This window comes from Pseudomonas grandcourensis (genome assembly GCF_039909015.1).
Classification (GTDB): domain Bacteria; phylum Pseudomonadota; class Gammaproteobacteria; order Pseudomonadales; family Pseudomonadaceae; genus Aquipseudomonas; species Aquipseudomonas grandcourensis.
On record NZ_CP150919.1, the window covers coordinates 2,477,718 to 2,492,722 of the forward strand.

Consider the following 15,005-nt stretch of genomic DNA (forward strand, 5'->3'; position numbering starts at 1 on the left):
AGCTTCGCTCACGAAAACCAGCGTGAATCCGGAACAGAGAAAAAATTTGGCCAATGCTACGCGCGGTGTGTTCTCGGGTTCAGGTGTCGGCACAAAAGGTTAATTGGTTTCCGAATACCGCTTCTATTGGTCAATTTAGAAGGATTATGTTTGGAGATTGTGAAATGGATTTTTTCAGGAATAAAAGCACCGCAAAGCAAGCCATACCCACCCGTTCAAATAAGCCGCGCTCGACCAAATGGCACCGCATGTACTTTTTTCTTGCGGGATTCGACGTGCTGGTTGTTGTGCTGAGCGTGCTATTGAATCACCTGATCGTCGATACCTATCACCGCTCCATCAAGGCAAACCAGTCGTGGGTCCAACAGCTGTCGAGCTATTCAACGCTGGGCAGCCTGGCTTCCACAGTCAATGCGCCGGGCAATAATGTGTTCGATACACATAATGTTGAAGCCGAATCGCGGAACATGGATGAAGCCTTGCGCGCCTTCAACGAGCATTTGGCAATGGCCAAAAAACAGTTGGAAGTACGGATCGCCAATGAGGCTGAACACAGTGCAGATATACAAGCCTTTACCCTTGCATTGAAGGATGAGGTGGGTGCGGTTGATGCCGCGATGGTCGAAATGGTGAACGAGGCCTTGCTGATTTTTTCCTACTTCAGGGAGGGGCAGTCGGATAATGCCGGCCAACGCATGGCAACGATGGACAGGAAGTATGCCCTGTTGCTCGCCTCACTCAGTACCGTGCGGGATCGCGTTGGCCTGGTTCAAAGCAAGCTCCTGGGGGAGGAGCTTGAGTCGGTCGAAGAACTGCGCCGGGTCGAATACGCGATCATGGTGTTCGTGCTACTGATGGTCAGTGCGGCCGTTATCTACGGGGGCAAGATCAGGCGCGAAATGGAGTCGCAAGCAGCCGAAAGGGAAGGTTATCTGGCAGTGCTGCGCGAAAGCGAGAAGCAGGCCCGCCAGCAAGCATCGCTGCTGGACAAGGCCCAGGACGCCATTGTCGTTCACGGGATGGATAACCGCATCCTGTACTGGAACAAAAGTGCCGAGCGTCTCTACGGTCTGTCAAAGGAAGAGGCACTCGGCAAATCGGCACAGGAGTTGATCTACCAGGGTAGCGCCGCTTTCAATGCAGCCACTAACAGCCTGATAGAAACGGGTGACTGGGCGGACGAAGTGACACTTCGACGCCGGGATGGCTGCACCATCACGCTCGAAAGTCATCGAACCCTGGTGCGAGACGATGATGGCCAGCCGCAATCCGTTCTGTCGATCAATACTGACATCACCCACCGTAAGACCGCTGAGCAAGAGGTCCAGCGTTTGGCCTTCTACGATCAGTTGACCGGGCTGGCCAACAGGCGGCTCATGTTGGACCGGTTACAGCATCTGCTGGCGGGCAGCTCCCGTAGCCTGAATACGAGCGCGATAATTCTCATTGACCTGGATAACTTCAAGGCACTGAACGACACGCTGGGGCATGACAGAGGCGACATGTTGCTGCAGCAAGTTGCTCTGCGCCTTTGCGGCTGCATACGCGAGAGCGACACCGTGGCTCGCCTGGGCGGAGACGAATTCGTCGTCCTGCTGGATGGCCTTAATGAGAATCCTCCAGAAGCCGCTATCCAGGCCAAGGCTATTGGCGAAAAGATTCTCAACGCTCTGAACATTTCCTACCAGTTGGATGGATATGAGCACCACAGCACCCCCAGCCTCGGCATTGCGCTGTTCCAGGGGCAGCTGAGCACAGTGGACGATATTATGAAGCGCGCTGACCTGGCGATGTATCGCGCCAAGGCGGCGGGCCGCAATACCATGCGCTTCTTCGATCCGGAAATGCAGGCGGTTGCCACGGCACGCGCCAGACTGGAAGTAGACTTGCGCCAAGGCTTGCAGGACAACCAATTCCGTCTTCATTACCAGCCGCAGGTGAATAGTGAGGGCCGTATCATTGGCGTAGAGGCACTGATGAGATGGCAGAATCCTGAGCGCGGAGTCGTGTTTCCAAGCGAGTTCATTCCATTGGCAGAGGAAACGGGGTTGATTCTGCCGTTAGGCCGTTGGGCGCTGCAGGCAGCCTGCACTCAGCTGGTTGCCTGGGCAAAGCATTCGGAAACCACCCGACTGGGTATGGCTGTGAATGTCAGCGCCCGCCAGTTTCACCATCCGGACTTCGTCGAGGAGGTACTGCAAGTACTGAGATACACGGGGGCCGATCCGAAGAAATTGAAACTGGAACTGACCGAAGGCCTGCTGATAGAGGATATGGAAGGTACTGTTGCCAAAATGATCGAGTTGAAAGCGATCGGCATAGGCCTTTCGCTGGATGATTTCGGAACCGGCTACTCGTCACTGTCATACCTGAAGAGCCTTCCGCTGGATCAACTCAAGATCGACCAGTCCTTCATCAGAGATGTGCTGGTTGATCCCAGCGACGCCGCCATCGCCTGCGCGATTGTGAGCCTGAGCCAGATATTGGGGCTTTCGGTGATTGCAGAAGGTGTGGAGACAGAAGCTCAGCGCACCTTTCTGTTCAAGCATGGCTGCCAGACCTACCAGGGCTTCCTGTTTTCCCCGCCACTGCCAGCCGAACAATTTGAGAAGTATGTTCACGAAAGATTTATGGCGAGCACTGATTTCCCACGGACCAAGTCTAAATCGCCATAACTTCGCAGGTGCCTGGGAACGTCCGCTTTCGGCTGTGGATTCAACCCAATGCGGACGATGAGAGGTCGACTCAAATGTGGCTCGCACCCGCAACTGCCGGAGGTAGCCTCGAACAGCTAGTAGGAGCGCGCCTTCTTGCCCACCTGAGGATCTAGCCGCGTAGTGCTGTCATCAGGACTTGTACCAACTGACCACCTTCGGGCGTAGCCCAGCTTCCTGCGAGCTCCGCGATCAACTGATTGGAGGGCAAAAAAAACTGCTCAATGGCGGGCTTCGTAATCGGCTGTTCCTATGGCAGGCGGCCCAGACTCTTGCGCAATTCGACCTCCAGCTTTCGACAAGCTTCTGCGATAACGTTTTTCCCGACTGCCGGGCCGGAGTAGCTGTTTACTTCCTCAAGGCATCGTTCCACCGCCTCTCGGGCCTGCGTTCTTTCCTTGCCTTGCGATGTGTTGCTGACATAAAAGCCGAAAGCCAGGTACAGCGTAATGGCGATAATGATTCCGACGACGATCTTGCTGTCCAGGCCCATTCTCTTTTCTGGCGGTAGTGCCCACCCAGGCGGGATTCGTATTTTTTGCCTGAGGTCAGATTGGCAGTGTTTGCATAAGATGGCTTCAGCCATGATGACTTCCGCGCAATAGGGGCAACTCTTTTTTCCAGCCTCCACAGATGAAACTCCTTTTTCAAAACAGGATTCTATCATTGGGCCTGGGGGGCGTAGAGGGACGCGTCGCTGGGAATGTGTTGTGAGTGACTAAACCCGCTGCATGCAGCGCAAACAAAGCGGGTGCCTGATCAGGCACCCGTTTTTGTTTATTCCGATGCTTGTGCTCGCAAGCGTCGGCCGATCACATCCATCAAATCGCAGCCATCGCGCAACGGAATGACCAGCAACCTGGAAAAGTCCTCCAGCACTACCGTGTCGCAACCGAGTTCGGAACGATAGGCGATGTTTTCCAGCACCTGCGTGACTGTCCGGATACGGTAGTCGGCCATGGCTTGCAGGACGTCGAGCGGGGCTTGGGTGTCGATGAGCAGGGAGGCCGGAACCAGGTCGATTCCGGTGAGGGGCATATATCGATTCATATTGAATGATCTCTGTTTGATGGGCTCAAGGCCGTCAATTGGTCATTCTCTGTGTTCAGGTCGCCAAACCCGGCCGCCATTCTGGGCGACGGCGCCGACTATAAGCCGCATGAAATCAGCGCGGGAAGGTGAGGGTTTCCGAGCTTCATGTAGGACCCGCGACGATGAAACTTCAGACCTTTCACATAACGTCGCTGGAAATATAAACACAGACCTGAGATGTTCACGGCCCCTTGGATTCAGCCACCCACGCTATCCTTACTCATCGCTCACGCCGTCGAGATGGACCTTCCCGAATGCAAACCCCGAACCTCCAACGCCCCCTCTGGAAAACCTACCTGTTTTTCCTCGCCCCGATGGTCCTGTCGAATTTCCTGCAATCCATGTCCGGCACGGTCAACAGCATCTACATCGGCCAGATGCTCGGCACTCAGGCCCTGGCGGCGGTGTCGGGGATGTTCCCCATCGTGTTTTTCTTCATCGCCCTGGTGATCGGCCTTGGCGCTGGCGCGGGGGTGTTGATCGGGCAGGCGTGGGGGGCGCGGGAGACGCATCTGGTGAAGGCGATCGCCGGGGCGACGGTGTTGCTGGGGGTGTTGATCGGGTTGGTGGCGGCGGTGGTGGGGAGTGTGTTTGCGCGGTCGGCGCTGGTGGGGTTGGGGACGCCGGCGGATGTGCTGGACGATGCGGTGGCGTATGCCCATGTGATGTTGTGGATCATGCCGTCGCTGTTGGTGTTTGTGTTGTTCACGCAGTTGCTGCGCGGGGTCAGCGATACCTTGTCGCCGTTGTTGGCGCTGGTGGTGTCGACCTGTGTGGGGCTCGCGCTGACGCCGGCGTTGATTCGCGGGTGGTTGGGTTTTGCGCCGATGGGGATTCAGAGCGCGGCGATTGCCGGGCTGGTGGGTAACCTGGTGGCGATGGGGCTGTTGGCGTGGCGCTTGATTGGCAAGGGCCATCCGTTGGCGCCGGACCGTGAGTTTTTTGCGGCGATGAAGCTGGACATGGCGATTCTCGGCAAGGTGCTGCGCATCGGTTTGCCCACCGGGTTGCAGATGGTGGTGTTGTCGCTGTCGGAGTTGGTGATTCTGGCGCTGGTGAACCAGCACGGGTCCCAGGCGACGGCGGCGTATGGCGCGGTGACGCAGATCGTCAATTACGTGCAATTCCCGGCGTTGTCGATTGCGATCACGGCGTCGATCCTCGGGGCGCAGGCGATCGGGGCGGGGCGCATCGAGCGCATCGGGCCGATCCTGAAGACCGGGCTGATGATCAACGTGTGTTTGACCGGTGGCCTGGTGGTGCTCGGGTACTTGTTGTCGAGCTGGTTGCTGGCGTCGTTCCTCACTGAAGAGGCGACACTCAACATGGCCCAGCACCTGTTGCACATCATGCTCTGGAGCCTGTTGGTGTTTGGCTTCCAGGCGATTATCGGCGGGATCATGCGCGCCAGCGGCACGGTGATGGTGCCGGTGGCGATTTCCATTGTCTGCGTGGTGGGGATTCAGTTGCCGGCAGCGTATCTGCTGGATGCGAAGTTCGGGCTGCAGGGGGTGTGGATGGCGTTTCCGGTGGCGTATCTGGGGATGCTGGTGTTGCAGACGCTGTATTACAAACTGGTGTGGCAACATCAGAAGATTGAGCGGTTGGTGTAGTTGGTTTTTTTGATTGCCTGTTCGCGATAGCGGTGCTTCAGTGGTGTTGATGTTGACTGTACTGACGTCTTCGCGGGCAAGCCCGCTCCCACAGGGACGGTGGTGTTTGTAGTCTTGTGCACACTGAGAATCAGGCACTTCATCAGTGGGAGCAGGACTCACCGACAGGCGCGATCGCCTGGGGAGGTTTTCATATGAACCCCTTGTCCCATACCATCCTGCAAGACCGGCCGGCAGCCGGGCGGCGTTTGGTTGAGCCGTTGCTGCCTTACGCCAATCGTTCCGACGTCATTGTTCTGGCCTTGCCCCGTGGCGGCGTGCCGGTGGCTTATGCGGTGGCCACGGCGCTGAAGGTTCGCCTGGACCTGATGCTGGTGCGCAAGCTCGGCGTGCCGTCCCATCAGGAGTACGCCATGGGCGCGATTGCCAGCGGCGGTATCCGGATTCGTAATGAAGAGGCGCTGCGGGTGCATCCGATTGCCAAGGCTGCATTCGACGCCGTGGTCGAACGGGAAAGCCGCGAGCTGTTGCGCCGCGAACAGGTCTACCGCGGCACGCGGCCGGCGGTGCAGCTCAAGGATCAGGTGGTGATCCTGATCGACGACGGCCTGGCCACCGGCGCTTCGATGAGGGCGGCGATCCAGGCGCTGCGGGCGCAGGCACCAGCACGCATTGTGGTGGCGGTGCCGGTGGCGCCGATCGAAACGGTGGAGGCGCTGCGCAGCGAGGTGGATGAGTTGATCTGTCCGCTGATGCCCGAGTGGTTCACCTCGATTGGCCATTGGTACATGGATTTTTCCCAGACCTCGGATGCCGAAGTGATCGAGCTGTTGCAGCGGGCGTGGCAACGCGGGGAGTGCGGGTAGCGCACGGCCATCGGCAGGTGGTCGAAAATCAACGGGTGAGGTGGAATAAACGCCGGTTGTTTGCTTTAGTCCATCTGATGCCACCCGACCTGTGCGGCACGCCAACTCAAGACGGGAGCCCTCCCGGAGAGTGCCATGAACCTTCGATCCGCGCGTTGCGTCGCTCTGGCCGGCACGTTGGTGTTCGGCCCGGTGCCGTTTGCGCAAGCCGTGGAATACAAGGATGTGAACGCCAAGGCCAGCACCCTGAGTTTCACCTATCAGCAGATGGGGTCGAGAGCCTACGGCACCTTTGGCAAGTTCAAGGCCAAACTCGACTTCGACACCGATAACCCTGGCGCCGCCCATGCCGCGCTGACCATCGAACTGAACAGCATCGACGCCGGCAGCAGCGACGCCAACACCGAACTGCAAAAACCGGCGTGGTTCGACACCGCGACTTATCCGGAGGCGACCTTCGAGTCGACGTCCATCAAGGCCTTGGGCAATAACCGCTACACCATCACCGGCAAGCTTTCCCTGAGGGGGCTCACTCGGGAAGTGAGTGTGCCGGTGCAGCTCAGATCGGAGAGCGCCATCGGCATCTTCGAGGGCCAACTGGTGCTCAAGCGTGACGACTTCAAGATCGGCGAGGGCGAGTGGGCGGACAGTGTGGTCTCCAACGAGATCAAAATCCGCTTCCGGATGGTGGCGCCGCAGCGGTGACTGCCAGGCACTTTGCCGATAGAACCGATAGTCAACAAACCCAACCTCGGTCCCACCGTACGCCGCACAAAAGAAAAACGCCCGATCCACATTGCATGGACCGGGCGTCGATCAATCCGCTCTAGTTCGCCTTTATCGGTACCGTCACGGTTTTGCCGAAGGCGGATTTGATGGTGACCGTCGGGCCAGGCGACGGGCCACTGCCGGCGGTCGTCACCGCTATGTTCCAGCGCGCGCCTGTCGCCGTAGGCGTCAGGACGGCGGCGCCAAGGTTCACCGTGCCGGTGGTGGTCGTGGCAGTCGCCGTGATGGTATTGCCCGTGCCACGGGAGGTGGTACCGGACAGGACCCAATACCAGCGGCTGTTGCTGCGGGCGGTGACGGTAGCGCTGGTGACGATCAGGCTCTCGTTGATCGCTGCCGAGACCGCTACGGACACCGTCGCCGGTGCCGACTCCGCATCCTTGGCATCACTGGCCTGATAGGTAAAGGTCGCGGTGAACGGCGCGGGCACCGTGGCCGGTGGTGTGTAGGTCACACGCGTACCATCGGTGCTGACCACGCCCTTGCCGGAGTCCGGTTGTGCCAGGCCCACCACTTTAAGTGGCACGTTACCGTCAGGGTCGGTGTCGTTGGCCAGGACGTTGATGATCACCGGTTGGCCGGTGTTGCTGACGGCGCTGTCGGGGTTGGCGATCGGTTTTTGGTTATCGCCGTCGTTATTGTTACGGGTATCGCCGGTGCGGAAGGTTGGCAGCGCGGCGGAGTTGACGTAGGTGACGCCGTCCCAGCCGGGCAGGGGGGTTGGCATCAACTGGAACTGGCCAGGGTTCTCGACATCCCAGCGCAGCAGCATGGATGTGTCCTCGTGCTGGGTGTTGTGGCAGTGCTCCATGTAGGTCCCGGCAAATTCCCGGAAGCGGATCGCCATTTCCACATCCACTGAGCTGTCGATGCCCGCGCCGATGCGATAGACGTCCTTGCGTGCCCATTTTTCCCATTCCGGTGGTGCCTTGCCGTCACGGTTGAGGACGATGCCTTCTTCGAAGTGCACGTGCACCGGGTGGTTCCAGCCGTTGCCGCCGTTCTTGATTTTCCACACTTCCAGGGTGCCGTCGCCGGAGAACCCGGCAGGGGTCGGGCCATTGGCCAGTTGCGGAGCGGCGCTGATGACTCGAGGGTCCATCTGGAAGCCTAGACCGCCGTCGGTCTTGATCGTCCAGGGGGCTTCGTCGGTGCCGTCGGAGCGGCCGAAGATGAACTCGCGATGGCGCGCCAGTTTCAGTCTCGCCTGCACTGTCGGGTCGTCACGGTTGAGGGTCAGCGGAAGCATGGTTTTACCCATCGCCTTGCCCGGTTTGGCGGGTTCGTAGTCGGCGGGGTTCATGCTCACGTCCTGGCCGGCATAAGGCTGGACCACCATCTGCATGAACTTGCCCACCACCGGGTCGCCGGCGTCCCATTCCAGTCCTTTGCTGCCCGACTTGAGCACCGCTTTGTACCTGCCGGACAGGACATCGGCCAGGCTCAGCAGTGTAGCCTCCGGCCCCTTGCCGTCGTGGTGCTCCATCAGGTTGACGAAGTACAGCTTGTCGCCGGTGCTGATCCCGTTTTTCGCGAAGTTGACGATGATGTCGTAACGCTCGGCGATGCCCATGGTGGGCAGGATGGCGTTGTGGTTCTGCAGGTCGCCGTCAGCGTCCAGGTCCATGCTGCCGTCGAACGGCACGGCGTGCTCCATGAGGTTGCCGTCGTTGGCTATCAAGTGGAACGGCACGCGGGTATAGGACAGGCCGGAACCTGCGGGGCCGGGGTATTCGCCACCGGTGCCGGCGACTTCACGCACCAGCGCGATCCTGAAGTAGCGCGATACCGAGCCGTTGAGGATGCGGAAGCGATAGCTGCGCGCCCGCACGTTCAGGCGCGGCTGGTACTGCCAGTTGACCAGCAGCTGATCGCCGAGAAAGCCATCGGTGTTGAACGGGTTGAACCACAGTTGGCCATTGGCGTCCCAGGCCTTGTCGGCCAGCATCAGGTTGACGTCGTAGTCGCGGTTGCCCCAGGGCAATGCCGAACCGCTGGGCAGTCGCAGGTTGACGCCGTCTTGCAGCGCTTCGTTGCCACGATCCAGGGCGCTGTAGTAGTTCATCATCACCGCGTTGCCCTTGTAGACGTTCTGCGCAGTGAAGTCGAGCATGTGGTCGTGGAACCAGTGGGTGCTCATGGTTTCGCGCCAGTCGCCGCGAATCTTGATGCTGCCGTTGTTGCAGGTCTTGAGGCCCGGCGTGGCATCGTTGACGAACAGGGTTTCGCCCGGGGCGCAGGGGAACGCCGCGCGCGGATCCTGAGCGGTGGTGTTGATGGTGTCGTAACCGGCCAACTGGATCGGCCAGCGATAGTCGTAGTACTGCCCCGGAAAGAAAAACGCATTGGAAAAGCCGTCGCTTTCGGCCGGGGAGTGGCCGTTGTGTTCGTGGGTGCTGAGGGTATGCAGGCCGAACCCCATGTTGGCCGACGGATCGATCGGCAGGGCGTTGTAGTGCCGCATCAGCACCGGCTGGCCGTAGCGCACCATCAGCAGTTTTGGCGGAAAGGTGCCGTCGAAAGTCCACAGCGCCTTGTGGTTCTGGATCGGAAAGTTGGGATGGAAGCGGGTGTCGATGCCTTTGGTGGTGCCCGCAATGACCGGGGCGTCCGAGGTCTGGTTGTAGAGCCCGCCAGGCCCGAACTCACCGACGGCGTAGTTGTGCATTTGCCGGCGGTCGCGCATGCCGCCGTTGAGCTTGGCGCCCGCTTGAGTGGTCTTGAAGGCGACCTGCGGGTAGAACTCATTCCAGCGCTGGTGCGACCAGCCTTTTCCTGGCGGACGACCTTCGGCCGGTGAGCCGACCGGATGGCGGTTGAGGAAGGCTTCGATCTGCGCTTTCCACGGGTTGCGGTCCAGCACGTTGGAATACTGCGACGGAAACGGGTACAGCCCCGGCTGGCGCATGAAGGCTTCCAGCGCCGCGGCCGAAGGACCGCTGCGGGCGATGTTGTTCGGGTCCTGCGTGGGCGCCGGGCCGACGATCGGAACCGGGAAGGTCAGGGTGGGCGGCGGCAGTGTCGGGTCGAGTTTCTCCGTGCCGAATTCTTCAAACAGCAACAGTTGCTGAGTGTACGGCTGGGCCCCGAACAATGGGCTGGGCTTGCCATTGGTAGGGATTTTGAAGGATGTCTGCAGGTTTGGCGGCAGCACGTTGTCGGTCGTCGGCGTGGTGCGGGTGCCAAACACGCCATTGGGCAAGGCGATGGAGCCCTGGTTGGCGGGCGGCATGGCCTTTACGGCATCCAGCGCGGCCTTGAAGTCGGTCGGCGGGTTGGTATACGCCGAAGGATCTGTTGGCGGCGGCGGGCTGACATCGTCAAGCGGTACTGCATTGACGGTACCGAAGCTGACGTTAATCAGCATCACAGCGGCGATGCCCGGTTTGCTGAAAAAACCGTGCGATTTGAGGTCTGGCATTTTTTTCATGTTGTTCCCCTCGGGGCGCGCCGGTGTGGCTGACGTTCGTCATTCGCTCGGTGCAAGAGGTGCGCCAATCGAGGGGGGTAAAAAAATTTGTTTGATATCAATAAGCTGGCTGATCGGACTTTAGTCGTAGTGGCACAGTGGGTGGGAATCCTCAGAGTTGGGGGCCTTCACCCATCCATTCCCCCCCACTCACACCACGGACCGCTCTGATAATTGCCAGGCGCGCTATGATAGGCGGCCCTTGCCTCCCGGAGCCTGTCACCGCAATGCCCCTGATCAGCCACTTCAAGACCCCGTGCCCCGAGCACATCAATAGCCAGATCCTGCAGATGGTGGTCGACAACCTGACCGACATCAGCATGGTCGCGATCCCGCCCAGCAACCTGCTGTACAACCTCTATCAATACGCGATCGGCTATGAGGTGCACCTGTATCTGGAGGCGTTGAACGGTGAAAAGGGCATTGCCGTGGAGTTGATTGTCTCCACCGACGAAGACGACCCGCAAAAGGTGACTGGCTTTGTGCTGTACCTGCCGGTGCAGGACGACCCCGACGCCTGTGGCGTGGCCTATATGGCAGTGCAGGCCGAGTTTCGGCGCCAGGGCGTGGCCCGGCGGATGCTGCGGGAAATGGTCGGCCGCTATCCCCATGCCGAACTGACCTGCGCGGTGGCCAAGGTGCCGTATTTCGAGGCGATGGGTTTTCAAGTGGTGGGCGTGCGTGCGACCCAGGTATTGATGAACACCCGCGACCACGCCACCGATGGCTTGATGGCGCTGCTGGATGTGGCGTCGATCTACAGCTCGCTGGAAGTGCGGCAGATTCATACCTACCTGCTGCAAAAGCATGGCAAGCGGGCCATGACCGACGCGGAAAAACAGCGCGACCGGCATCTGGACCAGTTGACGCGCAAGGCTCAGGAGTTTGTGCGGGGGCGGCTCGGAAAAGATGCCGTACCCGCCAGCGGACCTCGATTGCGCTTGGTCTGACCGCACTCTCCCAGCCACCACAATGAATAGTGTTGTTTTTCAGAGGTAAAAAAAGAGCCTCAAAGCTCTTGATGGGGAGGAAGTGGAGCCGTGAGGCTCAAGATGCGCATGAAGCAGGCGGTGAGCTTGGTAGTGGTTCAGTTCACTCACCACCTACGCAGCGGCCTGCACAAGCAAGCGGCTGCGTAAGTTCATCCTAAAAAGACCTAGTGTTTTACTCAAGTACCACTAGTCGTATCCCCCGGCCAGCCGGCGCGGCGCAACGCCTTGAGCAAGGTCTCGGCATCCAGCCCCTGCACCCCATGCCCGTTGCCCTCGGCCGTATCGGCGGCGAGCAGGGCATTGATGATGGCTTCTTCCACGGCTTCCGTGGCGGCCAGGAACAGCTCGCTGATGTGGTCGTTGTTGACCATGCTCAGGTTGTGAGTGGTCGGCGCTTTCTTGCTCTCGTAGGCAGCCGGAGGCACATGATCGTTACCGGTGGCGAAGGCGATGAAGATGTCGCCGCTGTGGTCTTCATTGCCGCCGCCGGTGCGGGCCAGGCCGAGACTGGCGCGCTGCGCCAGGCGGGTGCACTGGTGTGGCAGCAACGGCGCATCGGTGGCCAGGCAGACCACGATCGAACCCATGCCCGGATGGGGTAGCGAGGCCTTGAGGAACGGCGAATCGACCTGTTCCATGTAGCGCCCGACCGGGTAGCCATCGACGCGCAGTTCATTGCGAATGCCGTGGTTGGCCTGGACGATCGCCCCCACCGTCCAGCCACCCTGAGCGCTGTTCAAGCGGCGCGACGCGGTGCCGATGCCGCCCTTGAATTCGTGGCAGATCATGCCGCTGCCACCGCCGACATTGCCTTCGGCCACTGGGCCGCCCGCCGCCGAATGCACGGCCTGAGCCACGTGTTCAGGCTTGACGTGAAAGCCGTTGATGTCGTTGAGCAGGCCGTCGAAGGTTTCCAGCACCACCGGCATGTTCCAGTACAGGCGCCCGTCATCCGGCTGTTGCTCGCGGTCGAGCACGATCAGGGCGTCGCGCACCACGCCCAGGCTGTGGGTGTTGGTGAAGGCAATGGGGCTGGTCAGCAAGCCGGCCTCGCGAATCCACTCCAGCCCCGTGGCATCGCCGTTGCCGTTGAGCACATGCACACCGGCAAAGCACGGTTGCTGACCGGTGGAACCGGCACGGGGTTCGATGACAGTGACGCCGGTGAGGATGTCGCGGCCGTTGGCGGTGCGTCCTCGTACATCGCTGTGGCCGACCCGTACGCCGGGAACGTCGGTGATGGCATTGAGCGGGCCGGGTTGCAGTTGGCCAATCGGGATGTTCAGGTCGCGGGCACGTGGTTTCATGGTTTTCTCATCTTCAAATCGTGGCAGAAAAAAGGGTGTTTGTTGGGCACCACGGACCCTGTGGGAGCGAGCTTGCTCGCGATAGCGGTGGATCAGTCGCCATCGATGTTGAATGCAGCGGCCCCATCGCGAGCTCGCTCCCACAGGGTTTTGTGGTGTCCTCGTCACTGGCCGTTTTTGACCTTGCTCCAGATCCGCGTACGCACGCGCTCGGTAGCCGGCGGCAAGGGCTGCAGGGTGAACAAGGTGGCCATGGCTTCGGCGGGTGGATAGACAGCCGGGTTGCTGCGGGTCGCTTTGGCCACCAGCGTGGTCGCGCTGCGGTTGCCGTTGGGGTAGTTGAGGTGGTCACTGACCGGGGCGATGACTTCGGCGCGCATCAGGTAGTCGATGAAGGCCATGCCTTGTTCCGGGTGCGGCGCATCCTTGAGCAGCACCAGGGTGTCGAACCACACCGGCGCGCCTTCCTTGGGCAAGCTGTAGGCGATCTTCACGCCGTTGCCGGCCTGCTCGGCGGTGTTCCTGGCTTCGAGCATCGCGCCGGACCAGCCCACCGCCACGCAGATGTTGCCGTTGGACAGGTCGCTGATGAACTTCGACGAGTTGAAGTAGGCGATATGCGGGCGCAGTTTGAGCAACAGCGCTTCGGCCTTCTTGTAGTCCTCGGGGTTGGTGCTGTTGGGTGGCAGGCCGAGGTAATGCAGGGCGACCGGCAGCATCTCCGACGGCGAGTCGAGCATGGCCACGCCGCATTGGCCGAGTTTGGCCAGGTTCTCTTCCTTGAACACCAGGTCCCAGGAATCCACCGGCGCCTTGTCACCCAGCGCTGCGCGGACTTTGTCGATGTTGTAGCCGATGCCGTTGGTGCCCCACAGGTAGGGCACGGCGTACTGGTTGCCCGGATCGTTGTTGGCCAGTTTCGCCAGCAGTTCGGTGTCCATGTTTTTGAAGTCCGGCATCTGCGCACGGGGCAGGGGGGCGAGGGCGCCGGCCTTGATCAGCGTGGGCAAACTGAAGTTGCTGGCCACCACCACGTCGTAGCCGCTGCGGCTGGTGAGCAACTTGCCTTCCAGCACTTCGGCGCTGTCGAAGGTGTCGTAGACCGGCGCAATCCCGGTGTCACGCTTGAAGTCCTGCAAGGTGGTCGGGCCGATGTAGTCGTACCAGTTGTACACGTGCACCGTCGGGGCTTCGATCGCAAAAGCCGACAGCGAAACCGCCAGGCAAGCGCCAAACCCCAGATTGAAATACAAGCGGTGACGACTCATGATGCGGCACTCCTGGCCTGTTGCGGCCGGTGGTAATCAGGAGTTTGCAGCGTATCGACCGGGGTGGCCTTCACCCATTCCCATCATGGGTTACTCAAAAGGGGTAGTGCGTGGACGCGTTGTTGAAAGAGTTGCCGGTGCACCAGGGGCTGGCGCGGGTCTTCACGGCGGTGGGGCGGGACAGTTTCTGGCGTGCGCTGGTCGATACCCTGCGCTTGCTGGTGCCGTTGGATAACGCGCTGGTGGCGCTGATGCGCCCGGGCCATGTACCGCGTCTGCTGATTGATTTCGACGCTACGGGCCGCATCGACGAGCAGGAAGAACTGGCAGACTACCGCGCCGGCATGTACCTGCTCGACCCGTTCTACCAGGCCGCCTGCGCGGGCATCGCCGACGGCTTGCACAGCCTCGAATCGGTGGCCCCCGACCAGTTCCAGCACAGTGAGTACTACCTGAGTTACTTCAGTACCGTGGTCGGTGGGGACGAGTTGCAGTTCATGGTCAACGTCGATGGCGCCGTGCTCGGCCTGTCCCTGGGGCGTGCGACACGCTTCAGCCTCGAGGAGCAGGGCCGCCTGCTGTGCGTGCGTGACTGGGTGCTGGCGGCGATGCGCCGACACCTGGATTTGCTGCCGTTGGAAGGGCCGGTCGCCGAACCACCGGCGGGCGACCTGGCGACCTTGCTCGATCGCTTCGACGCACGCCTGACCCTGCGGGAAATCGAAACCGCGCGCCTGATTCTCCAGGGCTTCTCCAGCAAGGCCATCGCCCAGCAAATGGGCATCTCCCCGGAGACGGTGAAAGTGCACCGGCGCAACCTCTATCACAAGCTCAACGTGAACGGGCATGGCGAGTTGTTTGCGTTGGTGTTGCGGCCGCGCTGAACGCCCAAAGG

Annotated in this window: 11 protein-coding genes and 1 pseudogene; 6 read left to right on the forward strand and 6 right to left on the reverse strand. The window is 60.5% G+C overall.

Going from position 1 to position 15,005, the window contains the following annotated elements:
• The first annotated feature begins 164 nt into the window (after positions 1-164).
• The gene (locus AABM52_RS11115) at positions 165-2,675 is read left to right on the forward strand and encodes an EAL domain-containing protein (RefSeq protein WP_347911789.1); all 2,511 of its coding nucleotides are present in this window, start codon (positions 165-167) and stop codon (positions 2,673-2,675) included.
• Positions 2,676-2,826: 151 nt separating this feature from the next.
• Here AABM52_RS11115 and AABM52_RS11120 read toward each other — a convergent pair.
• From AABM52_RS11120 to AABM52_RS11130, 3 genes and pseudogenes are all read right to left on the reverse strand, one after another.
• Positions 2,827-2,919 (reverse strand): annotated as a pseudogene (locus AABM52_RS11120) (isochorismatase); the annotation flags it as partial.
• 45 nt (positions 2,920-2,964) lie between these two features.
• On the reverse strand, positions 2,965-3,300 hold the full coding sequence (locus AABM52_RS11125) for a hypothetical protein (RefSeq protein WP_347911790.1): 336 nt from the start codon (positions 3,298-3,300) through the stop codon (positions 2,965-2,967).
• Positions 3,301-3,491: 191 nt separating this feature from the next.
• Positions 3,492-3,764, reverse strand: a complete 273-nt coding sequence (locus AABM52_RS11130; RefSeq protein ID WP_347911791.1) for a hypothetical protein — start codon at positions 3,762-3,764, stop codon at positions 3,492-3,494.
• Positions 3,765-4,060: 296 nt separating this feature from the next.
• Here AABM52_RS11130 and AABM52_RS11135 point away from each other — a divergent pair, with 296 nt between their 5' ends.
• From AABM52_RS11135 to AABM52_RS11145, 3 genes are all read left to right on the forward strand, one after another.
• Positions 4,061-5,419: an MATE family efflux transporter gene (locus AABM52_RS11135; protein ID WP_347911792.1), complete on the forward strand. Its 1,359-nt coding sequence runs from the start codon at positions 4,061-4,063 to the stop codon at positions 5,417-5,419.
• Positions 5,420-5,613: 194 nt separating this feature from the next.
• A complete protein-coding gene (locus AABM52_RS11140; protein WP_347911793.1) occupies positions 5,614-6,285 on the forward strand; it encodes a phosphoribosyltransferase in 672 nt (223 codons plus the stop codon).
• Between the two features lie 135 nt (positions 6,286-6,420).
• Positions 6,421-6,990 carry a YceI family protein gene (locus AABM52_RS11145; protein ID WP_347911794.1) on the forward strand — a complete coding sequence of 190 codons (570 nt, stop codon included), beginning with the start codon at positions 6,421-6,423 and terminating at the stop codon, positions 6,988-6,990.
• Positions 6,991-7,111: 121 nt separating this feature from the next.
• On the opposite strand, the gene AABM52_RS11150 is transcribed toward AABM52_RS11145, so the two are convergent.
• Positions 7,112-10,504, reverse strand: a complete 3,393-nt coding sequence (locus tag AABM52_RS11150) for a multicopper oxidase domain-containing protein (protein ID WP_347911795.1) — start codon at positions 10,502-10,504, stop codon at positions 7,112-7,114.
• 266 nt (positions 10,505-10,770) lie between these two features.
• Between AABM52_RS11150 and AABM52_RS11155 the strand changes: the two genes are divergently transcribed.
• Positions 10,771-11,493, forward strand: a complete 723-nt coding sequence (locus AABM52_RS11155; protein ID WP_347911796.1) for a GNAT family N-acetyltransferase — start codon at positions 10,771-10,773, stop codon at positions 11,491-11,493.
• A gap of 218 nt (positions 11,494-11,711) precedes the next feature.
• On the opposite strand, the gene AABM52_RS11160 is transcribed toward AABM52_RS11155, so the two are convergent.
• Together AABM52_RS11160 and AABM52_RS11165 are read right to left on the reverse strand one after the other, a co-directional pair.
• Positions 11,712-12,842, reverse strand: a complete 1,131-nt coding sequence (locus AABM52_RS11160; protein ID WP_347911798.1) for a P1 family peptidase — start codon at positions 12,840-12,842, stop codon at positions 11,712-11,714.
• 164 nt (positions 12,843-13,006) lie between these two features.
• Positions 13,007-14,110 (reverse strand): extracellular solute-binding protein, encoded by a 1,104-nt coding sequence (locus tag AABM52_RS11165; protein WP_347911799.1) that lies wholly within the window; start codon positions 14,108-14,110, stop codon positions 13,007-13,009.
• Positions 14,111-14,220: 110 nt separating this feature from the next.
• Here AABM52_RS11165 and AABM52_RS11170 point away from each other — a divergent pair, with 110 nt between their 5' ends.
• The gene (locus AABM52_RS11170; RefSeq protein WP_347911800.1) at positions 14,221-14,994 is read left to right on the forward strand and encodes a helix-turn-helix transcriptional regulator; all 774 of its coding nucleotides are present in this window, start codon (positions 14,221-14,223) and stop codon (positions 14,992-14,994) included.
• Positions 14,995-15,005: the final 11 nt, after the last annotated feature.